General features: G+C 62.5%; 18 protein-coding genes. 7 read left to right on the top strand and 11 right to left on the bottom strand.

Going from position 1 to position 21,396, the window contains the following annotated elements; translation table 11 throughout:
- Positions 1 to 45 precede the first annotated feature (45 nt).
- Entirely contained in the window at positions 46 to 816 is a 771-nt protein-coding gene (locus PQU94_RS15930) for a ThuA domain-containing protein (protein WP_272742425.1), read from the top strand.
- A gap of 18 nt (positions 817 to 834) precedes the next feature.
- On the opposite strand, the gene PQU94_RS15925 is transcribed toward PQU94_RS15930, so the two are convergent.
- The 4 genes from PQU94_RS15925 to PQU94_RS15910 all read right to left on the bottom strand — a co-directional run bounded on the left by PQU94_RS15925 (position 835) and on the right by PQU94_RS15910 (position 6,800).
- On the bottom strand, positions 835 to 2,739 hold the full coding sequence (locus tag PQU94_RS15925; protein ID WP_272742424.1) for a TonB-dependent receptor plug domain-containing protein: 1,905 nt from the start codon (positions 2,737 to 2,739) through the stop codon (positions 835 to 837).
- A 222-nt stretch (positions 2,740 to 2,961) separates the two neighbouring features.
- Entirely contained in the window at positions 2,962 to 3,285 is a 324-nt protein-coding gene (locus PQU94_RS15920; RefSeq protein WP_272742423.1) for a hypothetical protein, read from the bottom strand.
- Positions 3,286 to 3,329: 44 nt separating this feature from the next.
- Entirely contained in the window at positions 3,330 to 4,157 is an 828-nt protein-coding gene (locus PQU94_RS15915) for a glycoside hydrolase family 16 protein (protein WP_272742422.1), read from the bottom strand.
- Positions 4,158 to 4,208: 51 nt separating this feature from the next.
- Entirely contained in the window at positions 4,209 to 6,800 is a 2,592-nt protein-coding gene (locus tag PQU94_RS15910) for a beta-N-acetylhexosaminidase (RefSeq protein WP_272742421.1), read from the bottom strand.
- A gap of 192 nt (positions 6,801 to 6,992) precedes the next feature.
- On the opposite strand from PQU94_RS15910, the gene PQU94_RS15905 reads away from it, so the two are divergent.
- Entirely contained in the window at positions 6,993 to 7,202 is a 210-nt protein-coding gene (locus PQU94_RS15905; protein WP_272742420.1) for a hypothetical protein, read from the top strand.
- A 55-nt stretch (positions 7,203 to 7,257) separates the two neighbouring features.
- Positions 7,258 to 7,446 carry a hypothetical protein gene (locus PQU94_RS15900; RefSeq protein ID WP_272742419.1) on the top strand — a complete coding sequence of 63 codons (189 nt, stop codon included), beginning with the start codon at positions 7,258 to 7,260 and terminating at the stop codon, positions 7,444 to 7,446.
- A 126-nt stretch (positions 7,447 to 7,572) separates the two neighbouring features.
- On the opposite strand, the gene PQU94_RS15895 is transcribed toward PQU94_RS15900, so the two are convergent.
- The 5 genes from PQU94_RS15895 to PQU94_RS15875 form a co-directional block, all read right to left on the bottom strand.
- A complete protein-coding gene (locus PQU94_RS15895) occupies positions 7,573 to 7,971 on the bottom strand; it encodes a YidB family protein (RefSeq protein ID WP_272742418.1) in 399 nt (132 codons plus the stop codon).
- 222 nt (positions 7,972 to 8,193) lie between these two features.
- Entirely contained in the window at positions 8,194 to 9,330 is a 1,137-nt protein-coding gene (locus PQU94_RS15890; RefSeq protein WP_272742417.1) for a M14 family metallopeptidase, read from the bottom strand.
- An 892-nt stretch (positions 9,331 to 10,222) separates the two neighbouring features.
- Positions 10,223 to 11,152: a replication initiator protein A gene (locus PQU94_RS15885; protein WP_126423195.1), complete on the bottom strand. Its 930-nt coding sequence runs from the start codon at positions 11,150 to 11,152 to the stop codon at positions 10,223 to 10,225.
- Between the two features lie 2 nt (positions 11,153 to 11,154).
- Positions 11,155 to 11,490, bottom strand: a complete 336-nt coding sequence (locus PQU94_RS15880; protein ID WP_272742416.1) for a stability/partitioning determinant — start codon at positions 11,488 to 11,490, stop codon at positions 11,155 to 11,157.
- 3 nt (positions 11,491 to 11,493) lie between these two features.
- Entirely contained in the window at positions 11,494 to 12,183 is a 690-nt protein-coding gene (locus PQU94_RS15875; protein WP_126423191.1) for an AAA family ATPase, read from the bottom strand.
- 668 nt (positions 12,184 to 12,851) lie between these two features.
- Between PQU94_RS15875 and PQU94_RS15870 the strand changes: the two genes are divergently transcribed.
- Both PQU94_RS15870 and PQU94_RS15865 read left to right on the top strand, forming a co-directional pair.
- Positions 12,852 to 13,388, top strand: a complete 537-nt coding sequence (locus tag PQU94_RS15870) for a hypothetical protein (RefSeq protein WP_272742415.1) — start codon at positions 12,852 to 12,854, stop codon at positions 13,386 to 13,388.
- 208 nt (positions 13,389 to 13,596) lie between these two features.
- The gene (locus PQU94_RS15865; RefSeq protein WP_272742414.1) at positions 13,597 to 14,271 is read left to right on the top strand and encodes a hypothetical protein; all 675 of its coding nucleotides are present in this window, start codon (positions 13,597 to 13,599) and stop codon (positions 14,269 to 14,271) included.
- Positions 14,272 to 14,698: 427 nt separating this feature from the next.
- Here PQU94_RS15865 and PQU94_RS15860 read toward each other — a convergent pair whose 3' ends face one another.
- Positions 14,699 to 15,370 carry a DUF1345 domain-containing protein gene (locus PQU94_RS15860; RefSeq protein ID WP_272742413.1) on the bottom strand — a complete coding sequence of 224 codons (672 nt, stop codon included), beginning with the start codon at positions 15,368 to 15,370 and terminating at the stop codon, positions 14,699 to 14,701.
- A gap of 49 nt (positions 15,371 to 15,419) precedes the next feature.
- Positions 15,420 to 16,472 carry an SIS domain-containing protein gene (locus tag PQU94_RS15855; protein WP_272742412.1) on the bottom strand — a complete coding sequence of 351 codons (1,053 nt, stop codon included), beginning with the start codon at positions 16,470 to 16,472 and terminating at the stop codon, positions 15,420 to 15,422.
- 513 nt (positions 16,473 to 16,985) lie between these two features.
- Between PQU94_RS15855 and PQU94_RS15850 the strand changes: the two genes are divergently transcribed.
- Both PQU94_RS15850 and PQU94_RS15845 read left to right on the top strand, forming a co-directional pair.
- On the top strand, positions 16,986 to 18,644 hold the full coding sequence (locus PQU94_RS15850) for a beta-helix domain-containing protein (protein WP_272742411.1): 1,659 nt from the start codon (positions 16,986 to 16,988) through the stop codon (positions 18,642 to 18,644).
- Positions 18,645 to 18,719: 75 nt separating this feature from the next.
- Positions 18,720 to 21,368 carry a TonB-dependent receptor domain-containing protein gene (locus tag PQU94_RS15845; protein ID WP_272742410.1) on the top strand — a complete coding sequence of 883 codons (2,649 nt, stop codon included), beginning with the start codon at positions 18,720 to 18,722 and terminating at the stop codon, positions 21,366 to 21,368.
- Positions 21,369 to 21,396 lie beyond the last annotated feature (28 nt).

The following is a 21,396-nucleotide window of genomic DNA, read 5'->3' as shown; positions in this document are numbered from 1 at the left end:
CCTGTTTTAGATTGATCCGACAACGTTGTCGCCACAGGAGGCCTCATGCAACGCCGGACCTTTCTGCTCGCCGCCACCGCGTCCCTGCTGACGCCCGCCCTCAGCCGCGCCGACAGTCAGTACCGGGTGCTGGTTCTGGCCATGCCCAGCAAGTACCATTACGAATATATCCCCGTGGCGCGCGACAGCTTTGAGCGCCTGTCGAAGCTCCATGCCTTCGACCTGAACTGGACGCACGCGGCCTCGGTGCTGGAGCAGGACCTCAGCGCCTATGCCGCCATTGTGCTGCTCAATACGCCGGTCGAAGACCTCAACCCCGCCCAGCGCGCAGGCTTTGAGGCCTATATGGCCGGCGACGGCAATGCGGTGATCGTGCACCGCGCCGCCATCGCCCTGCCGGTGGGAAGCTGGGCGTGGTACGAAAGGCTGGTCGGGCGCACGGTCGGGGTGCACCCCATGCTGCAAACCGGCGTGGTGACGGTCGTGGACAAGGGCTTTCCCGCCACCTTCGGCCTGCCGGAGCGCTGGATCTGGAGCGACGAATTCTACACCACGACCAACCCGTATCAGGTGCCGATCCACCCCGTGCTGAACGTCGATGAAACCAGCTATGACCCGCGCAAGATCTGGCCCGGTCAGGTCTCCGAGCCGATGGGCAGGGATCATCCGATCGCCTGGTACCACCGCCCGCAAAAGGGCCGGGTCTTTGTCACGACGCTGGGCCATACGGTCGAAATGTACCGCGACCCGACCTATCTGACGCACCTTATGGGAGGTCTCTACTGGACAGCGACCGGGCGTGGTCAGACGCGCTGACCACGCCCGGCAACCGCATCAGAAGCGCATCCGCACCCCGCCATTGAGCACAAAGCCGTCGGTCGGGGCCCAGGCCTCGACCGTCCAGCGTCCGTCGGCGGCCCTTTGTCGCCGGACCAGCGGATCGTGCCGCGTCTGGCGCACATTGAGCAGGTTCTCGGCATTGAGGAACAGGCGCACCTTACCCACCACGCGTTCGCCCAGCAGGCCCAGCTCCCAATAGGGTTTGCTCACGCTCCGGTACGGGTTGTCGTCCAGAGTCTGACGCCCGGTATAATAGGCCTCAAAGCCGATGCGCCCGATGTCGTGTTCCTCCCACATGGCGACGAAGCCGCCGGTGTGTTTCGGCGTCGTCGGCTGAGCGCGGCGGCCGCTGCCCGACGGATCGGGCTCGGTGGCATCGACATAGACGTAGGAACCGGTCAGGGTCAGCGCCTCATGACGGTAACGCAAACGCCATTCCGAACCGCGCGTGCGCGTCACGCCCGCCGCATTGACCAGCCTGACCGAGGCCGGGCCGGTTTGGCGGAGCTGCACCGCATCGTCTATGTCCGCACCGAACAGGGTCATATTGGCCTCGATCGGTCCTCTGGCATAGGTCAGGTCGAGCGAGGCCGTGCGCGCCACCTCGGGCCGCAGGTCACCCAGCGGCTCCAGCCGGCCAAAGCCCGTGGCCTCGATGGCCTCGACAAAGGGCGTGGGCGCATGAAACCCGCGCCCCACTGAGGCCCGCACCGTCCAGGGACCCGGACGATAGAGCAGAGACAGGCGCGGACTGAACTGCCTGCCGTAGCGGCTGTGGTCATCCAGGCGGGCACTGGCCGCCAGCGTCAGGCGCTCCCCCATCGTCTGCTCCACCTGCCCGAACAGGCCAGGGACGCTGAAGTGATAGTTGAAGCCGCTGAACCCCTTGGAATGGTAGTGGTCGGACTGAAAGGCCACCCCGCCCACCCAGGCGGTCGGCCCCGTCTCGCCCTTCAGCGCCGCCTCGGCAAAGCCGGTCAGGTGCGAGTCGCGGTCAATGACCTCACCGAAGCGGTGCTCGTGCCGCTGGGTCATGGACGAGGCGCGCAGGCTGAGCGTACCCAGCCCCTGAAGCGGAAACTGCGCCGTAACCCCGGCATCGACGCGGCGCGAGGCCTGCGTTTCGGGAAAGGCCGTGCCGTCCGGGACCGTGCGCCCGCTGAGCGTGCCGCCCTCGCGCTGTTCGCGCATCGCCCCCAGCGTCAGCAGCGCCTTCGCCCCGTTGTCCCCGTACCAGAACAGGCGCGGGCGCAGCGTCCAGCGCTCAAAACCCGCCATGTCGATCCAGCCATCGCCATCGAGATCCTTGCGCGCCTGACGGTGATAGCCGCCGGTAAGCGAATAGCTGAGGCTCTGCGTCGCCGGGGCGGAGCTATAGGCCGTGACGTCCTGCCCGCCACGGTGGGTCAGGTTGAGCAGGACTTCGCTTTCCGGCTCAGGGCTGGGGCGGCGCGAGACGAGATTGATCACCCCGCCCAGCGCCGAGGCCCCATAAAGCGCCGAGACCGAGCCCTTGATCACTTCCACCTGGCCCAGATCGGTCGGTGGAATCTGCAACAGACCGAGCGACTGCCCGCCATAGAGTGGCAAGCCGTCGGTGAGCAGCAGGGTGTAGCGCCCGGCCATGCCCTGAATGCGGATATTTGCCGCCCCCAGCGACGGCGCGGTCACCTGCACGCGGATGCCCGGCGTCTCATTGACGAGGGTCGAGATATTGCCGGGGGTCATCAGGCTCTTTTCGTCGATCTCTTCGCGGCCGATGACGTCAACGCGGATCGGCTCGTCCTGAAGCCGGCGACCGGCGCGGGTGGCCTGAATCACCACCTCTTCGATGGCGTCTTCCGGCTGAGGGGGGAGGGTTTGGGCCTGTGCGGACGTTACGCTGGCAAGCAGAGGCAAGGCTGCAGCCGCCAGAGCGCAATCCGATAAAGTGGGCACCACTTTTCGGAAAAATTGCGCGACCAAACAAAAATTTAGAGCGGGATGACGTTTCGATCTAAAATCATCCCGCGCCAGAAGGGGCAAGGCCCCGTATGGGTAAAACATGGGAAAACCCGTAAAAATGAGCAAGCAAGGGCGTGGCGCGTCGAAGCGCGGCGCGTCGGTTCATTTTTCAGGGTTTCAGCGCGGCGGCGGGGCCAGCGGGCGGTAGCTCAGGCCGACGCTGTGGCGGTGACGCGGCTGGAAATCCAGCGCCTTCACGCTCGGCAAATGCATAAACAGGAAGCTGGCGGTGGCGATGGCGGCGCAGTGCTGACCGCAGACCTTCAGAGATGCGGCCCCCTTGTCGGCGCAGCAGGGCGCTTCCGACGACCGGACGTGCAGGTGCAGATGGGTGTCTTCGTGATGCGCCCAAGACCCCGCGCGTTCGGGCGCGTGCAGACCCGACAGCATGGCCAGCAGTCCCGCCACAATCACCATCACTTTGAAGAGGCCAGAGCGCATGGGGTGTTTATAGGCACCGCACCTCGCCACCGCAAGCAGAGGTTTCAGCGCTTTTTCCACACCCTTACGTAATCGACCTCAAAGGTGCGCGGGAAGATGCCGTCATCCACCTCACCGGCCATATTGCCGCCAATGGCCAGATTGAGCAGCAGGAACTGTGGCTTGTCGAAAGGCCAGGCACCCGGCTGATCGGTTTTGGCGTAGCTGTGGTAGGGCTGCCCATCGACGAAGAAGTCGAGCTTTTCCGGCGTCCACAGAAGCTGATACTTATGAAAGGCCGTGCAGGCATCCGGAACGTTCAGCGTATTGCCGTTGCCGGACCCGCCCACCGTGTCGATGGTTTGGCGGTTATGGACCGTGCCGAATATCTTGGTGGGCGTCTTGCCCACGTGCTCCATAATGTCGATTTCGCCCCCGTCCGGCCACGGCCCCTCGGTGCCAAGCATCCAGATGGCCGGCCATGAGCCCTGACCGCAGGGCACCTTGGCGCGGATTTCATAGAAGCCATAGAGGAAGCTGACCTTGCCGCGCGTGATCAGGCGTGCCGAGCTGTAGTCCTGCCCGCCGTAATCGGCGCGGTCGCTCAGGCGCTCCTTGCGCGCGGTGATGCGCAGCGTGCCGCCCTTCACCTCGGAATTTTCCAGCCGCCCGGCGGCGTAATACTGCTTTTCGTTATTGTACCAGCCGGTGCGGTTGGCCTGCGTGTCATAGACCCAGGTCTTGGCATCGGGCAGGCCGGGCGTGTTGAACTCCTCGGCCCAGTCGAGCGCATAGCCCGCCGGAACGGGTGAGGTCGCATCGGCCGCCCGCGTCTCAACGGCCACCGAGAGGGCGGTCAGCGTCACCGCCGACAGAATCAGGGATTTCAGCATGGCGTTTCCTTTGTTTTTATGCCCTCCCGCCGAAGGCCAGGAGGTTTAAGATCACTCTACCCTTACCATACGGCTCTTGCGGCGGCCATCGGGAGAGGTAACGCGCAACTCCACCGGGCCGCTCACCGCCACCGGCCCCGTATAGGGTGTCCATTCGCCGCCTGCGAGGCGGTATTCGATGGGCGTAGCGGCGATTTCGGCATTGGCGAATAGCTGGCCGCCTTCGATCTTTGCACCGGGTGGTGCCAGACGATAGGCGATATCCGCCTGATCCAGAAGCCGCAGATGCACGCCCAGCCGGTCGCGGAAACCTTGCCACTCACCCAGCACCGCCTTGGGATCGACCTTGCCGTCGCCATAGGTGTAGCTTTCCCCCGCCTTGTACGGCGCTTCCCAGCCTGCCCGGTGCCAGGCCCGTTCCGCCAGCGGCAAAAGGCGCGGGAAGAGACGGTATTCGGCCGCGTCGTCCGTGCGCACCACCTCGGACCACAACTGCCCCTGAAGACCGGTCAGGCCGCGCCCGGGCGCATAGGGCGTTTTATCGGCTACCGTCGTCCCCTGCCCGCGGATATCGGTCAGCAAGGAGGCATTGGCCGGCAGGTTTTCCGGCTGGAAGCTGAAAATCTTGTAGATGTCCGTATCGCGTGACGCCCAGTCATAGGCGATTTCGTCCGGGTCCGGTGCGGGCGGCATGTCAAAATAGGTGATGTCGGGCACCGACAGCACGACTTCCCAGCCGCGATTGGCCTGATCGTGCGCTTCGGTAGCTGCCGTGCCGAGGGTGGAACTCCAGATGTTAGACTGCACGATCTTTGGCATCCGCGCGGCGTCCGTGTGGCCCATGCCGTCGCTCCAGCCCGCCGTCTCGATGCCCTTTTCGGCCAGATAGGCCGAGACGCGCTCGATGAAATAGGGGGTGAGCTGAGACGCTTTCAGGCCGTTCTGCGCCATAAAGGCCTGACAGGCGGGTGACTGTGTCCACGCCCCCGCCGTCTCATCCGCCCCGATATGGTAGCGCTTCAGCGGCACACCGGCGGCCTGATGCAGCTTCATCGTCTCGTCGATCACCTTGTCGATAAAGGCGTAGGTGGCGGGCAGGCAGACATTGAGCGTATTGTCGTTATAGTGCTGGATCGAGCGATAGGCCGTGGTGTCTTCCGGTTCGACCAGCCGATATTGCGCCGCCCCCGCCGCATCACCGGCGGCCATCAGACGGCGATAGCGGACCTCCATGGATTTGATCGCCGCACGGCTGTGGCCCGGCATGTCGAAGGACGGTATGACCTCGATGCCGCGCGCCTGCGCCGCCTTGAGGATGTCGATATAGTCGGCCTTCGAAAAGTAGCCATTGACCGGCGTGTCGCGCTCCGGCCCGGCCCCCAGTTGCGGCAGCAGGCAGGTCTCTTCGGCCGGGTCGTGGCAGCGATAGGCGCCCACCTGCGTGAGTTCCGGCAGGCCGTCGATTTCCAGCCGCCACGCTTCGTCGTCGCCCAGATGCAGGTGCAGGCGGTTGAGCTTATAGGCCGCCATCTGCTCCAGCGTCTCGAGCACAAAGGCTTTGGAGTGGAAGTTGCGCGCCACGTCGATATGCAGGCCCCGGAAGGGCAGGCGCGGCGCGTCTTCGATGGTCATACGCCGCACCTGAGCACCATCAAAGGCCGTTTGCTGGGTCAGAGAGCGCAGGGCGTGGTTGGCCCCCGTCGTCGATCCGGCGCGGATGCTAACGCTTTTGCCCACCGTCAGGCGATAGGCTTCGGGGCGCAGTTTCGGGTCGATGGTGACGCTGAGCACCGGTCCCCGCCCCTCCCCGGCCCCGGCCCGTTTCAGGGCCTCTAAGGCGGGGATGAGGGCGTCGCGGCTCAGACCTTTAAGGCGCAGGTCAAACCCCTTGCTGAGATCGAGCGGCGCGCCCTTTTGCAGGGTCACCCTGGCCGGGGTGGGCAGGATCACCACGGCCGGACGGGTCAGGGCCACGTTGCGCGACGCATTGCGTTCATAGGCGCGTTGCGGCGTCAGCCACTGCGTCCTGTCAGTGGGGCTCTGGGTGCCCAGCTTCGCCTCATCGGTCATGGGGGCGACAAAGGGCAGGGTTTCCAGCCCGCTTTCGGGGTCGATCACCACCTTCGTCGCCGCCACGGTGCGCGCCGTCAGGCCCGATGCCGCCACATAGGCATTGGGCATGACCAGACCGCGCGCGTAAAAATGCCCCTGCCCCCAGATGCGAACCGTATGCGAGGCACCACCTTTCAGCGTCACCCCCGGCTTGGGCGTCAGGGCATAGAGGTCGCCATTGACCTGTTTCAGGTCGAAGATCTCGCTCTCATAACGCACAAGCCCCGCCACATAGGAGACATAGAGGGTCCAGCCGCCGGGCAGGTCGCTGCCTTCGGGCAGGGTGAGGGTCAGGACCGACAGGAAACAGGCCGCCTTGTCACAGGTCTGACGGTTATCGGCGATCTCCCAGCGATAGCCGAGCCGATCCCCCAGACGGTCCAGTGTGGCCTGATCCAGCGATGGCAGGGGCGGGGCGACCGTCGGCAGGACGGGCGGGGCCACAGGGGGGGGCAGTAAGCTGGCGCAACCGGCGGTCAGGGACAGGGCAAGGGCCAGTGTGCTCAGGCTGACGGAATGGGCAAAGGTCATGGGGGGCTCCCTGTTTGACACCTATGTGACGGTGGATTTTCCGCGAAATCAAGCCCAAAAGTTATAGGGTGGAGCGGCATTGGTTATAACCAATATAACAGATAGCTAGCGGATAGCTTTTGCAAGCCCCGCTTATCGACTTGACATTCGCGCCCAAATATGAGAACAAAAAAGGAACTGACGGAGGGTGCGATGAGCCGACTGTATGATGGAGCGTGGGTGCTGGTGGCCGGTCAGGCGGTGGCGCAGCCGGCGATTGAGTGCCTTAAAGGCATATTTCGCGTGGCGGACAGCCTTTATGGTGAAGATGGGCGCGCGGTGGACCGGGTTTTGGGTCGTCCGGCCATTCAGATGATCCTCGACCGTGAAACGGCGCGTGAAAATGGCCTTCTGCCGGGGTAATTTTTAACCCCCTTCCGCTATAGACAGTCCCCTCCCCTGCTGTACTCTGTGCGCCATGACCCCTGCCCTGACCGCTGCCAACGACAACTGGCCGCCCGAAGCCGAACTGATCGCCGAAACCGTTGCCGCCTATGAAGCGTCCGGCCGCACGCGGGCCCAAGCCCTGGCCGATCTGCGCCGCGCCGTGCAGGCCTTGCGCCGCAACGGTCTGCGCTCGGCCCGCGCCCTTAAGGGGATGGAGTAAGAATTATAGCGGAATGATTTCTATAATCAGTCCGCTCAAGCCGCCATTGAGGCGGCGGCCAAGGTGGTGGAGACCGCACCCGGCGAGGGACTAAAAAAGCTGGATCATTATGTTTATCATAATGATCTAGCGGAACAGACCGCCCAGCAACTTACCAAGTCCGTCCTGTCCCAGCAGGTTCGGGGCCGCCTCGGCTATGGCCTGCGGCAATTGCCCGCCCTGCGACAACTGATCGACCACACCGGGCAGGACGTCGCCCAGTTGCGCCGGATCAATGCCCAGTGACCCGGCCAGTTGATTGACGGTGTCCGGCCCCAGCGCCGATTGCAACTGCTCCAGCGATATCGGCAGGTTGGCGCCATTCGACACCCACGACTGCACCACCTCAGCCAGACCGCCCTGCTGCAACTGACCCAGCACGTCGCCGATCAGGCCCTGCCCACCCAGTTGCTGCGCCAGACCGGCGAGGTCGAGATTCCCCAGATCGAGCTTGCTGCCGAGGGCGCCGAGAATATCGTTCAACATGATCCGCTCCGTGTGTGTTCCCGTCCTACCTTGCTTGGCGAATCGGGCGGAGTCGAGTCAGGAGATGTGGTCACCGATCCCCCGATAAGCGCTTCCCGAAAAGTGCGCCGCACTTTTTGGATAAAAAAAAGCGCGTTAAACCAAAAATTTAGAGCGCGATTTCGATTCAATTTGAACGAAATGCGCTCTAATCGCGCAAACCTTTGCCTCACGCAGATGTTTTCAGCCGCGGGCGCGCAGCGGAATCTCCGTGATCACGTCCGACAGCGCCTTCAGGCACGCCACCCCCAGCGCCTGAGAGCGGGCCGGTGACCAGCCCTCAACGGCGTCCGGTGCGTCGTCATGGTCCTTGAACGGCATTTCCAGCGTCATGGCGATGGCCCCGAAGCGTTCGGCCACGGCATTGGTCGAAACGGTCAGATTGGCCTGCCCCGGCGCATCGACCGCATAGCCATAGGTGGTCTGGAAATCGGGCGTGCGCGCCGACAGGGCGCTCAGATAGCGGCGATAGAGGGCGTCACGCTGCGGCGTCCACGACGGAATGCCCTCAAATCCGGCCATAAAGACGTGCGGGATGGCTTCGTCGCCGTGCACGTCGATGGCAAAATCGACGCCGGTATCGTCCATGGCGTTGCGGATGGCCAGCACTTCCGGGCTCTTTTCCGCCGAGGGCGCGGCCCACTGCCGGTTCAGATCGGTGCCGGCGGCATTGGTGCGCAGGTGCCCGCGCGCGCTGCCGTCCGGGTTACAGTTGAGCACGATGTAAAAGGTCGCCGCCGCGCGCAGGGCCACGGCCTCCGGCGCGTCGCTGCACAGCCAGGGAATGGCCCCCTCCATCCACCATTCGGCCATGGTCTCGCCCGGATGCTGACGCGCATAGAGCCACACGATACGCGGCCCCTCCCCTACGCTGAACAGGTCGAGATCGTGGCCATCGAGCGTTTGGCCCAGAACCCGGTGTCTCATGCCCGGCAAGGTCATCACCCGCTCGACCAGCGCCCGGTGACGGTCACTGTCATAGGGCGCGAAATAGGCCACCCACAGGGTTTCAGAGGTGGGCCGGTGACGGATGGTCAGCACGCCGTCGGCATAGGTGGTGTCGGCCTGCGTCCAGTGGGCCCCATCGCCGCTGATACGGGCTTTGTAGCCCTCCCAGCCGCCCGTATAAGCCGATCCTCCGGCATTGGTCAGGCGCAGTTCCAGATCGACGCCTGAGGCCCCGTCCACGCGGAAATAGAACCATTGGTAATAGTGCGACTGATGATCCGGACGGATAGCCAGATCGAAACGTCCGCCCCCGTGCGCCTGCACCACCTCGATATTGCCGCCATCGAAACCGGAATGGATGCTGACCGCCATGTCGCGTCTCCGCAAGGGGTTGAATATACTGATCGTTTCCATAGCGACCGAATCGCAGGCCGTCACGTCATTTCCGGCCCGTGTTTTAAGGGGAGCACGGGCTATCGGGGGATCAGTGACGGCCGGTTTTCGCCGCAATCCCTTGGACTCCAAGCGACTCCGTGTCTTGTGGGGTCGTTTTTCAGCATCAAAACCGTGGCCTTACGGCTGAAATCAGAGCCTGACGGGTATATCTCGGCGGTGTTGCAGGCGGTCACTATAAACCCACGCGCTGAGGTCAAAGAACTGGACGCCGTGAACCGTAAATCCCGGTGACTGTGCTGTTCCGTGACTCTGTCGGTCGTCTGTTAACTGCCTTTCCCCGTAGATGTCCGCCTGAGCGACCCTTCAAAGGTCGCACAAGGCGGACCGCGCACGGACCTTAATACCGCGCCCCTCTCGCTGTTAAGAGAGTCTGTTAGTGAATCTAGTTAAATAGGTTAAGGGAAAAAACAGCCGGAATTCCCCTTTAAAATCAACAAGGGTACCTTTTGTTAATCTTTGATACCCCGTCACTTTGTCACTGATCCCCCGCGCAACGGGTCTTCGTTCCCCCGTGCAGGCGGTCACTCTTCCCCCGATAAGCGGTCCGGGAAAAACAGAGTATTTTCCACAGCTTGCCCGCAGCTTTTTAACCCTGTTTCCGCGGCAAATCCGGTCACCATTCCCCCGAAAAGCAGCTTTGGAGGGCAAAACCGCAGAAAAACGCCCGCCGGTCACCGTTCCCCCGACTCGCCTTGAGCGAATCGGTCACTCTTCCCCCGTCAATCCGGTCACGCATCCCCCGATAGGGTGGTCACTGTTCCCCCGACGAATCGGCCTCAAAAAGTCACCGATCCCCCGACACCGTTTTCTAGAACCGTTTGTGCATAAGGCCGTCGATTTCCAGCGCCCGCTGGTCTTCGGCGGTCTGCCGTTCTAGGGTTTTCAGCGCGTCGCGCACCCTCACCCGCTCCTCCATGTCGCGCTTGATGAAATGCACGGCGGGTGAGCCGTCATTGGTCTTGGTCAGCGTCATCTCGTATTCCGGCAGGGCGTTCTTGGCCACGATGCGCTTCAGGAGGTAGGTAAACTGCTTCAGCGGGCTGTCTGAGCCCGTTTTCTCGTGCAAAATCGCTATACGGCAGGTCCAGCCGCCCTCCTGATCGCCGGCGTGCTTGCGCGCCACGCGGTAAAGGGCGCGCTCCATGCCGCCGGTCAGCAGAAAGTAGTCCTGATGCATGGTCAGCAGCGAGCGTTCGGTGACGATCCCCTGATAAACCCAGTCGGACAAGGTGATCGAAATGCCGCGCGGCGCCTCGGTTTCCGGGTCCACCTCCAACTGAAAGGCGTCGATCCAGCCGAATTGCGCCTTGTCCTTGCGTTTGGGCGCACGCAGTGAGGTCTGGATGGTCGTCGATTCCAGCCTTTGCAGCGCGGCGTTCAGTTCCTGATAGGATTTGCCGCCCGTATCGCGTTTTATGGCACGCAGCAGATCATAAGACGTCGTCTTAAGAGTCCGCGGCAAGTCATTGACTCCCTGCTCTTTCAGGCGATTGAGCACCGAGGCCGCCCAGATCATGATATCGGCGTCCCAGATGGTGGCGATGCCGAATTCGGCATTGCCGGAGACCTTCACCCAGGTGTCGCCATCGGGGCTGGTATATTCGATCGGTTTCAGCCGCTTGCGCTTGGCGAGGCTGAAAAACGGCCGTTCCATCAGCTCGCGCTGGTCCTTCAGCGACATGTCGCTGACGAGCGGGATAAACAGGTCGAACTGCGATTCGGCGGCGCGGCGGGCCATGATCAGATCCTGCCCTCGGCTTTCAGTTTGTCTTCCAGCGCCTCGACGGCCTGCTCGAACACCTGCCCCAGCACCAGACCCTGCGCGTCCGCCACAGCATAGAAGCGGCGCAGCGCCTCGTCCGTGACCTTCAGATTGAGCTGACGGTTACGCCCGGTGCGGTAACGGCGTTGCAGAACCGGCTCAGGCGCCGCCGGTACGGCCACGGCCTCACGGCTGGGGAAGCCCCTCGCCTCGGCGACGGCGCGCAGAGACTCCTTGTCCGGTTTGGGCTTTGGCCGGGCGTCAAAGGCCGACAGGTCAAGATCGTCGTCAAAGATCGAAGCGCGTTCGGACATGGATTAAGCGACCTCCTGAGCCGGAACCGCGTCCGGATTTTTCAGCAATTCAATGGCTTCGGCGACAAAAGCACGGGCATTGGCCACGGCCTTGTCGATATTGGCGACCTGCGACGGGTCCAGCGTTTCCAGCGCCCCGCCGAACGAGAACATGGCCTTGAAGGCCTCGCGCTCGTGCAACTGCGTGTCGAACAAACGGATGCCGTGGGCGCGTAACTGCTCGTGAATGGCCGACAGGGTGCGCGGCTTGATGATCGGATTGGTGCGCGTCAGCAGCACCGCGTGCGGAATCGGGCGGCGCGACTGACGCTCGGTATTTTTGATCAGGCTGAGCGCCTTGGCCGCCTGCTTGGCATCAAGCTGCGAGCCTTGCGTCGGCACCACCACCAGATCGGACGCCCCGATGGCATAGGCCACCGTCAGCGACGCCGTGCCTTCGCAATCCACCACGACAAACGGCGCCTCGGCGGCCGCCTCCTCGATCTTGTCGAGGATGTTTTCCTGATTGGCGTCGGACACGATGCGGATATTGGCCGGACAGCCGTTTAACTGCGACCAGGCGAGGATCGGACGATTGGGGTCGGCGTCTATAATAATGACCTGCGTCTTACGCGCCAGTTGCGTGGCCATCAGCGTCGCCGCCGTGGTCTTGCCCACGCCGCCCTTGGGCGAAATGAAGGAGATGACCGGCATGTCAGGTTCCTCGTGCTGGCTTTGACGCGCGGATGGCAGCTATCGGATAGCCACCGGCTAGCGCGCACCTTTTGCGCAAAGGTTAATGAAGTGTTAATTCTGTTGGTGCGCCGATTCTGACGCAGGGTCCAGACGGAAGGCCTCCGACAGCTAACGGAAAGCTGTGCGAAAGTCGCCCGATAGACAGCGGCTATCTCACCGAAAGCCCTCAGCTAGACGACGGACTGCTGCCTGTTAGCTTTCGGTTAGCCATAGCCTAGCTTCCCAATAGCTAACGGAAAGTTAATAGCTAACCGAAATCCAGCCGATAGCCCGTGCATAGCTTTCGCATGGCTATCGGATACATAACAGATAGTTGGTAGCTATCTGTTTTTGGTTGGGATGACACCTCACAGTGGCTGAATGAGGTTTCATCTCAATAAGCTGTTGAATAAATACAGGATAGCCTTTGGCTATCTTTTGGGTATCTGATAAAGAGCTTCCGGCGGGCAGGGGCACAGCCCCTGCACCCGGAACGAGGAGGGGCGTTTGGACAAAGAGATCAATAGTGCCCTGTGGCGCTTTATCCGTCGCGACACCTCCGTCTCGGCTTTTGAGGCTTGGGTCTATGCTCATGAAGCCGCGCTCAGCACAGCCTTAGGGGCATAGTTCATTTCAAGCTGCTGGAAATGAACTATGCCGATCGCAATCAGGTCGAAGACATGCGCGAACAGCTTGAGGCGCAACTGCGCCCGGCCCTCACGTGCGAATGTCCGGCCGTGGCGGATGAGGATGTCATTCCAATGGGAGGAAACGGGCGTGACGGCCGGTTCTTCGCCTCAGTGAACGAAAGCACAAAGCCTGCTGAGGACCTTTGGTGGCTATGGCTGGGAAGATGTCAAACCTGCCGCACCGACTGGCTGATCGCTCAGGAGGAGCGCATATATGATGACTTTTTCGTCGTGCGCGTAACGCCTGAGACAGCGGATGCGATACGCAATGTCGCCCACTGGCCGCAGCGTTGGCTAACCTATGAAGGTGTTTTACGCACGTGGAGGACGCTTAGTCGGCCCTGTCGATTTTTGGACTATATGGCTCCTTCACTGTTGTGGACCGTCGAAGATATCCGCCGAGGGCGTCCCGACATCACTGTCGCTGAAATGGCCGATCTGCTGGGTATAGAGGAGAGTCACGTCAAAGATATTCTGAAATATCAATGCAGTTAGCTGGAGGCTATCCGATAGCTAGATGACGGGCGCGAAATCTCGATCATACCTCCCTAGCTTGCTGGGTGGGGGCCTTCCCTAACTTCAACGACACGATACTGTGAAAAGCCGGCAAGGCCCGCGCCTCTGCGCTACTGGTAAATGCCCCCAATCTATCCCCGCCGGAAAAAGCGCGGTTACCCTTGGGCGCATGACCGAGACGACGGACATGGCAGCCCCTTTGACCCCGGAACAGCGGCGCGCACATTTGCGTGCCTATGCGGACCGGATGCTGAGGGCGCTGACCGCGATGGACGCACCCGAAACGCCGGACGAAGTCGCCAAGGGTATCCGCACGGCGCTGATGATCGAGCGTCTCTATGCCCGCTGCGATGCGTCCGAGCGGCAGGCCCATAGGCAGCCCATCGCCGCCGTTGACAATCAAAAGCTGCAAAATACGCCCGACGAACCCGGCCACTGGCTGGACCGCGATCCCGTCGGTGAACTCAAGGCGCAGATTGAACGGATGAGGGCCGCGACGCGCGCCCGGACACAGCCGCATCCCGAAGCTAAACCTCAGCCCGCGTCCGTACCGCCGGTGGAGGCTAAACGCGAACCTCGGATGCCCAAGCCGCCTTCGCGGCCTCTGACGCCGCAGGAGGCGGCCTTGCGTGAGCGCGTCCTGAACACAGTGGCCATCCCCCGACCGCAAGATGCCTTGCTGGCGTACCACGATTTCGGTCTGATCCATGATGAGGATGTGGAAATCATCCACGGTGACTGGCTCAGGGCCTTTTATGCCAGGGGCGAGACGCGGGAGACGATCCTGAAAGGGCTCAAGCAGTTTAGCCGCGCGGACCTCAACCTGTTGTGGCCTGATCTCTTCCCGCTGGATACCGGGTGAAGGAGTCACCACGAACGACACCAACGCCACGAACCTCTTTGTGCTGAAACGCCTGGCCCGCAGGGCCCTGACCTTTGTGCGGCCTGCGCGAGTGAGGGGCGCTGCGCGCCGAAAGTCTTTGAACCACAGATTACACAGATGGCACAGATTGGCGCTGCGCGCCTATGCGTTACGCAGACACGGATAATCTGTGAAATCTGTGTAATCTGTGGTTTCTATAAATCTTGCGTGGCAAAACACAGCATTTGATACGTCAGGCGCAGGCCTGTGCCACAGGCTCGCGTTCGTGCTTTTTGTGTTTTTGGTGGCCAAAGCCCTTCCCCACGTCAAACTGAGTCATCAGCAATCGCGCACCGACATCCGGGGTCCGGGGTCAACTGACCCCGGAAGCCTTCCCCTTGCCCAAAACCCAAACCCCAAACCCAGCTCACCCCAGCAGGCTGGCGGCGATATTGATGCACAGGGCGAGGATGGTGGTGTTGTAGAAGAAGGCAAAGACGGCGTGGCCGAGATTGAGGCGTCGCATGGCTTTGGAGGCGACGGAGACGTCGGCGGTCTGGGCGGCGGTGCCGATGATGAAGGCGAAATAGGCGAAGTCGAGATAGTCCGGTTCGCAGTCTGCATCCGGGAATTTGAGGGGCGGGGGCTCGGCGCGGCGGATGGCGATGTAGTAGGCGTGCGCGTAGTGCAGAGCGAAGGTGGTGTGCACAAAGACCCAGGTGGTGACGATGGTGGCACCGACCAGCGCGAGGTCGAGGCCTTTGCTGAGCCCGGTTTCGTCGTGGGCGGCGATCAGTTCGCTGGCGATGGCGACGACGCAGACGGCGATGGCGGCCCCGGTAAGGCCCAGAATGGTCCACTTGCCGACATCCTGCGTTTCGGCGCGACGGCGCATATCGGCGGTATTGGCGGTCATCATCAGCCGGGCGAGGGCGATGAGGTAGAAGAGGGCCGCGCTGTTCCACGCGACCAGCACGCTTTGCGACAGGCGCAGGTCGGTGAGGGTGCCCAGAAGCGTGCCCAGCCCGAAGGCGAGGGCGATGGCGCGGCTCAGCCACGGGCGGGTACGCAGGGTGCGGACAAAGGAAAGGGCGGTCATAGACAATGCTATGACCGCCCGTCGGAAAATGTCCAGTAGGGGAGGGGGCTTAAACCGTCTTCGTTACCTTGTTGAGGTGCGGCGGGCTGTCGGGATTGAGGCCACGCGCCAGCGACAGGCGGTTGGCGAGGCGATAGAAGCTCTGCAGGCGCAGGATGGGCTCAAGGATGGGCTCGGCGGCCAGGGCGGGCAGGGTATAGGCGCCCGGCGTGGTGTCGGCCAGCCACACGGCGGCCCCGCGTCCGGCAAATTCCGCGGCCACGTCGCGCACCCCGTCGCCGGCCGTGTCGGAGGTGGCGAAGGCCAGCACAGGGAAGCCCTGATTGACGATGGCCATCGGGCCGTGCCGCACCTCGGCGGCCGAGAAGGCCTCGGCGTGCAGAGCGCAGGTTTCCTTGAGCTTCAGGGCCGCTTCCTGCGCCACGCCGAAACCGTAGCCGCGGCCGATGACGAAGAGGTTGCTGGCGGCGGTCAGGGCGGGGAGGGCGGCGGACCAGTCGAGGTCGAAGGCCTGACGCATCTGGGCGGGCAGGGCGGCCACGGCGGCCTTGAGGGCGGCTTCGCCGGACCATTCGGCGGCCAGGGCGGCAAACCCGGCCAGCGCCGCGAGGCACGACTTGGTGGCGGCGACCGACAGTTCCGGTCCGGCGCACAGGGGCAGGACTTCGTCGGCGAGGGTGGCCAGGGGCGCGGTTTCATCATTGACCAGCGCCACGACGAAGGCCCCTGCCGCCTTATAGGCTTCAACGGCGGTCAGCAGGTCGGGCGAGCGGCCCGACTGCGACACGGCGATGCACAGGGTTTCGTCGGCGACGACCGGGGCGGCATAGACCGAGGCCACCGACAGGGCGGCGGAGCTGACCGGCACGCCCGTCAGGGTCTCGATGACATACTTACCGTAGGTGCAGGCGTGGTCTGACGAACCGCGCGCACAGGTGACGACGGCCCTGGGCGGCTGGGCCTTCAGGCGCGCGGCGATGCGGCTCAAAGTCCCGGCATTGCGCGTCAGGAAGCGTTCGACGGCGTCGCCCCCTTCGGCTGCCTCGCGGAACATCAGAGTCGTGGTTTCATCCAGCGGCGCGGTGACGGAAGCGAGGGACATGCGGGCGGTTCCTTACAGTTTTTTGATACCAATATCGTATATTGGTATTACTATCATTGGCCATCTGACGCAACCCTTATCGCAAACGGGCATGTTTTGTAACTTTTGCCCGGTGTTTTCGGCCTAAATCGTCAGGTAATGCCAATTAAAGGTCATAACCAATATTGTCATTGGGCTGTGATTGTGTCAGTTTGGCAGACGTAACCGGGTCTTCCCTCAACCTTCCCGGCCCCTATGGAGTGGTCTGCCTTCCCACGGCGGCCACCCCCTTTTTTTGCCCTTCGCCTGCCCGTAAGACGCCTGACAGGTGAGAATGTGTCCGCAAAGACACAAAACGAGGGCATTGCGCGCGATTTCGCCGGGTGGGGGCGGCGGTTTTCGGAGTTACACAATTCCGTCACCTAAGTTTGTGCGTTCTGTCACACAGCCTCCCTATAAGGCCGACTAATGGCATGGGCGTGTTCAGAAGGGGGCCTCCCCAACGCGCCGCTGCGTTGGTCTGGAGAGATGCAAATGAACACTTCCACGAAATTCCGCCTGGGTCTTCTGGGCTTTACCGCGGCTGTCGCTCTGGCGGGCTGCTTCGGTGCCGACAACGTTGCTTCGCCGGGCGAAGGCGTCCTGATCGGCGGCGGTTCGTCCTCGTCTTCGTCGTCTTCTTCCAGCACCTCGGGTGTGGCGGCCGCTTCGTGCCCGACCGGCACCGACAATATCGGCGTCATCACGCTCGCCGGCGGCGCTCAGGCCCGTAACTGCCAGCTGCCGACCACCATCACCGGCAACCTGACGCTCGCCAAGCTCGACGGCGTCATCTACTCGGTGTCGGGCCGCGTCAGCGTCGGTGAGGACATGGGTCCGAACGTGAACGCCCCGATCGCCGGTGCGCGTCGCGGCGTCCTGACCGTTGAGCCGGGCGTCACCGTCTTCGGTTCGGCGGGTCTCGACTACATCGCGGTTCAGCGCGGTTCGCAAATCTTCGCCGAAGGTACGGCGACCAACCCCATCATCTTCACCTCCAAGAACAACGTCACCGGCGCTTCGACTGCGAACTCGATCGGCGAGTGGGGCGGTCTGGTCATTCTTGGCCGCGCGCCCTCGAACTCCTGCGCCACCGACGCCGTTCCGACCAATCTCGACGGTTTCAACAACTGCGGTGCAACCTTCGAAGCAGTGGCTGGCCTGAACTTTGGCGGCAACAGCCTCGCTGACAACTCCGGCACCCTGAAGTACGTGCAGGTCCGCTACACCGGCTATCAGGTCGATGTGGGCAAGGAACTGAACGGCATCACCCTGGCCGGCGTCGGTGCAGGCACCACGATCGATTACGTGCAGGTCTATAACTCGTCGGACGACGGCGTCGAATTCTTCGGCGGCTCGGTCAATGCCAAGCACCTCGTGCTGGTCGGCAACGACGATGAGCAGTTCGACACCGACAACACCTGGTCGGGTTCGGTGCAGTGGATGATCGCCCTGCAGGCGGCCCGCAGCTCGAACGGCTCCTTCGCCTTCGAAATGTCCTGTAACAAGGGTGGCAACGGCGGCATCCGCTCGATGTGCCCGACTTCGGCGGCGGTCAACACCGGCACCCTGCGCCCGTTCACCTATCCGAAGGTGTCGAACGCCACCATCATCATGAAGAACACCCTCAACACCCAGGCGCTGAAGCTCGACACCGGCACGGGTCTGCTGCTGATGAACTCCATCATCCGCACCACCAGCCCGTCGTCGAACTGCCTGCTGGTGCAGGACGACAACACGGTGATTGCGCAGGTCGCCTTCCGCTCGGTCATGGGCATCTGCGGTGGCATCGCTTCGGTTGGCGTTCAGTCGGGGGCTTCGAACACCGGTCAGACCCTGCCGACCGTCGCTCAGGCCGAAGCCCTGTGGAACACGGGTAACATCACCCGCGTGTCTTCGGTCACCTCGGTTCTGCTGCCGACCGTCACCAACAACTCGATCGGTACGACGACGACCCTGACCAATGACATCATCAACGGCGCGACCGAAAACGCCGTCCCGGTTACCAACCCGACCATCCTCAACGACGCGGCCAACAACAACCTCGGTTTCTTCACCAACCCGACCTATATCGGTGCCGTGAAGGACGCCAGCGACAACTGGTACAAGGGTTGGACCTGCGGCATGGGCACTGGCGAGAAGTCCTGCCAGTAGCAGGCGCAAGCGCGGCGGGGGAAACCCCGCCGCAACGCGCTCTGCTCTCCAAGTCCTTCAGCAAAGGTTGATCCCATGAAACTGCAAACTCTCTCCCTCGGCGCCTTGCTGATGGCTACGACGTCTCTGGCGGCTGTCAACGCCGCGGTGGCGCAAGACCAAAACCAGGCCCAGACGGCCGCCGACCAACCGGCGGAAGCCGCCACCGGCGACTCCAACGCCAGCCCGGCCAACGAAATCACCGAAGTCGTCGTGCGCGGCAAGAACCTGCCCAAGACCATGCGGCGCACGGCGGAAGTCACCTCGATCCTGACGTCCGAAGACCTCAAGCGCACCGGCGACGACAACGCCGCCACCGCCCTGACGCGCGTCGCAGGCCTGTCGCTGGTCGAAGGCAAGTTCATCTATGTGCGTGGCCTTGGCGAGCGCTATTCCTCGGCCCTGCTGAACGGCGCGCCGCTGCCGTCGCCGGAGCCGCTGCAACGCGTCGTGCCGCTCGACCTGTTCCCGGCGTCGCTTTTGGGCCGCGTCTCGGTGCAAAAGACCTATTCGGCGGAATATCCGGGTGAATTCGGCGGCGGTGTCGTCGATCTTCAGACCGTGGCCCTGCCGCGCGACAACTTCCTGAGCCTCGGCATCGGCACGGGGTACAACAGCGAAACGACCGGCAAGAAGACCGTTACCTATTTCGGTTCGGCCACCGACTGGCTGGGCTATGACGACGGGGCCCGCAGTCTGCCGGACCCGCTGCGCGATGCGCTGGCCAAGGGCAAGCTGGTCAATCCGAACAACTACCCGGCGACGGGCGCGGGCGCGACCAGCGAGTTGCAAAAGATCGGTCATTCCTTCACCAATGCCGACCTCAACCTGCTGCAAATCGGCCGTCCCACCCCGAACTTCAGTGTGAACGGCAGCGCCGGGCAGACCTATACGGTTCTGGGTGGCAAGCTCGGCGTTGTGGCTGTGGCCGACTTCTCCAACAACTGGTCGGTAAAGGACGGCATCCATTACGAGGATGACTATCAGAACACGGCCAATAATGTCTCGCTGAACAGCCTGCTGTCGCTCGGCTATACCCACGGTGCCCACACCCTGAAGTGGACGGGCATGTATATCCGCAAGACGACGAAGTTCGCAGCTACCCGTGACGGGTTTAACTCCAACGGCTTTTTCTATCGCAAGGACCGTACCGGCTGGTATCAGCGCGAACTGGGCCTGAGCCAGATCACGGGCACGCACGCTCTGACGCCGAAGCTGGTGCTGGACTGGACGGCCTCCTACGCCGTGACCGTGCGCGACACGCCGTATGACAAGTTCATCAACTACACGCTGGATACCTCCAACGCGGCGACGAAGGGCCTCTATTTCACCGACCTGCGTAACGGCGGCGGTAACGAAACGGCCTTCTCTAACCTTAAGGACGTGGCGAAGTATCTGGGGGCCAACCTGACCTGGGACTATAGCCTCGGCGAAGGGCGTGATGGCAAGCTGATGGCGGGCGTCTCGGTGCTCGACAACCAGCGCGACTATCAGCGCCGCGCCTTCGAGTTCAAGTCGGTTAATGACTCGCTGGCCAAATATACCCGCATTGATTACCTCTTCTCCGACTACAATATCCGCCCGGACTTCCTGCAACTGTGGGAAACCGGTTCAGACTCGCCGCAAGCCTATAAGGGCGGTCTGTTCGTGTCGTCCTACTACGTGAAGACCGATCTGGAAGTCATTCCGCTGGTCCGCGTCGCTGCCGGTCTGCGTTACGAAGTCGGCAAGGAGCGCAACGATCTGCGCTTCCTCTATCAGACGAACACCAAGCCGGATCGTGCCTCTACCCAGATCAAGGAGACCTACCTCCTGCCGTCGGGTACGGTGACCTGGAACTTCAAGGACGACATGCAACTGCGTTTTGGTGCGTCCAAGACGATCGGCCGCCCGCAGTTCCGCGAACTGGCCGAGCCGACCTTCCGCGAAGCCGACAGCGACCGTTCGTACACGGGTAACCCGCTGCTGAAGGACACCGAGATCACCAACCTCGATGCCCGTTATGAGTGGTATTACGGCGCGGGCGAATACCTGACCGCCGGTCTGTTTCACAAGACGCTGGACAAGCCCGTCGAAACCATCTCGACCGGTACTCAGCTCCAGCAGACCTTCGTCAACGCCCCGAAGGCCAATATTCAGGGCTTCGAAGTGGACTATAAGGGCCTGTTCGAAAGCCCCATCAAGGGCGCTTTCTTCGAGAGCAAGCAGTGGCTGGTGCAGGCCAACTACACCTTCACCGACTCCAGCGTGAAGGTAAAGACGGGCGACAAGATCGCCTTCAGCCGCACCACCTTCCAGCCGGTCGAGGCCAGCCTGTACATCAAGGACGGCGCCAAGCTGCAAGGTCAGTCTGACCACCTTGCCAACGTGCAGTTCGGCTGGGAAGACAGCGAAGCCAAGTCGCAGGCGACCCTGCTGCTCACCTACGTCAGCGAGCGTATCTCGGTGCGCGGCTCGGGCATTGTCGGCGACCCTGACATCATGCAGGAGCCGGGCACGCAGGTCGATTTCGTGTGGCGCAAGGGCTTCGACGCCTTTGGTCGCGGCCTGAACTTCCAGCTTGAGGCCCGTAACCTGACGGGCACCGAGTACAAGGAATATCAGACGATCAACGACAAGCGCGTCTATGTCGATCGCTACGATCCGGGCACGTCGGTCTCGGTCAGCCTTTCGACGCAGTTCTAAAAAAGAGGCCGTCCGGTTCGCCGGGCAG

Origin of the sequence: Asticcacaulis currens (assembly GCF_028550395.1) — a bacterium.
Taxonomy (GTDB): Bacteria; Pseudomonadota; Alphaproteobacteria; order Caulobacterales; family Caulobacteraceae; genus Asticcacaulis; species Asticcacaulis currens.
Note: the sequence above shows the minus strand (reverse complement) of the source record. Positions and strands in the feature narration are given on the sequence as shown.

Bases quoted from the DNA above. Each gene is read 5' to 3' on its own strand.
- PQU94_RS15845 (WP_272742410.1), top strand. From the start codon at position 18,720: ATGAAACTGCAAACTCTCTCCCTCGGCGCCTTGCTGATGGCTACGACG.
- PQU94_RS15890 (WP_272742417.1), bottom strand. From the start codon at position 9,330: ATGGCGGTCAGCATCCATTCCGGTTTCGATGGCGGCAATATCGAGGTG.
- PQU94_RS15880 (WP_272742416.1), bottom strand. From the start codon at position 11,490: ATGTCCGAACGCGCTTCGATCTTTGACGACGATCTTGACCTGTCGGCC.
- PQU94_RS15900 (WP_272742419.1), top strand. From the start codon at position 7,258: ATGACCCCTGCCCTGACCGCTGCCAACGACAACTGGCCGCCCGAAGCC.
- PQU94_RS15875 (WP_126423191.1), bottom strand. From the start codon at position 12,183: ATGCCGGTCATCTCCTTCATTTCGCCCAAGGGCGGCGTGGGCAAGACC.
- PQU94_RS15910 (WP_272742421.1), bottom strand. From the start codon at position 6,800: ATGACCTTTGCCCATTCCGTCAGCCTGAGCACACTGGCCCTTGCCCTG.
- PQU94_RS15885 (WP_126423195.1), bottom strand. From the start codon at position 11,152: ATGGCCCGCCGCGCCGCCGAATCGCAGTTCGACCTGTTTATCCCGCTC.
- PQU94_RS15855 (WP_272742412.1), bottom strand. From the start codon at position 16,472: ATGTCCCTCGCTTCCGTCACCGCGCCGCTGGATGAAACCACGACTCTG.
- PQU94_RS15860 (WP_272742413.1), bottom strand. From the start codon at position 15,370: ATGACCGCCCTTTCCTTTGTCCGCACCCTGCGTACCCGCCCGTGGCTG.
- PQU94_RS15905 (WP_272742420.1), top strand. From the start codon at position 6,993: ATGAGCCGACTGTATGATGGAGCGTGGGTGCTGGTGGCCGGTCAGGCG.
- PQU94_RS15850 (WP_272742411.1), top strand. From the start codon at position 16,986: ATGAACACTTCCACGAAATTCCGCCTGGGTCTTCTGGGCTTTACCGCG.
- PQU94_RS15865 (WP_272742414.1), top strand. From the start codon at position 13,597: ATGGCAGCCCCTTTGACCCCGGAACAGCGGCGCGCACATTTGCGTGCC.
- PQU94_RS15930 (WP_272742425.1), top strand. From the start codon at position 46: ATGCAACGCCGGACCTTTCTGCTCGCCGCCACCGCGTCCCTGCTGACG.
- PQU94_RS15895 (WP_272742418.1), bottom strand. From the start codon at position 7,971: ATGTTGAACGATATTCTCGGCGCCCTCGGCAGCAAGCTCGATCTGGGG.
- PQU94_RS15870 (WP_272742415.1), top strand. From the start codon at position 12,852: ATGAACTATGCCGATCGCAATCAGGTCGAAGACATGCGCGAACAGCTT.
- PQU94_RS15915 (WP_272742422.1), bottom strand. From the start codon at position 4,157: ATGCTGAAATCCCTGATTCTGTCGGCGGTGACGCTGACCGCCCTCTCG.
- PQU94_RS15920 (WP_272742423.1), bottom strand. From the start codon at position 3,285: ATGCGCTCTGGCCTCTTCAAAGTGATGGTGATTGTGGCGGGACTGCTG.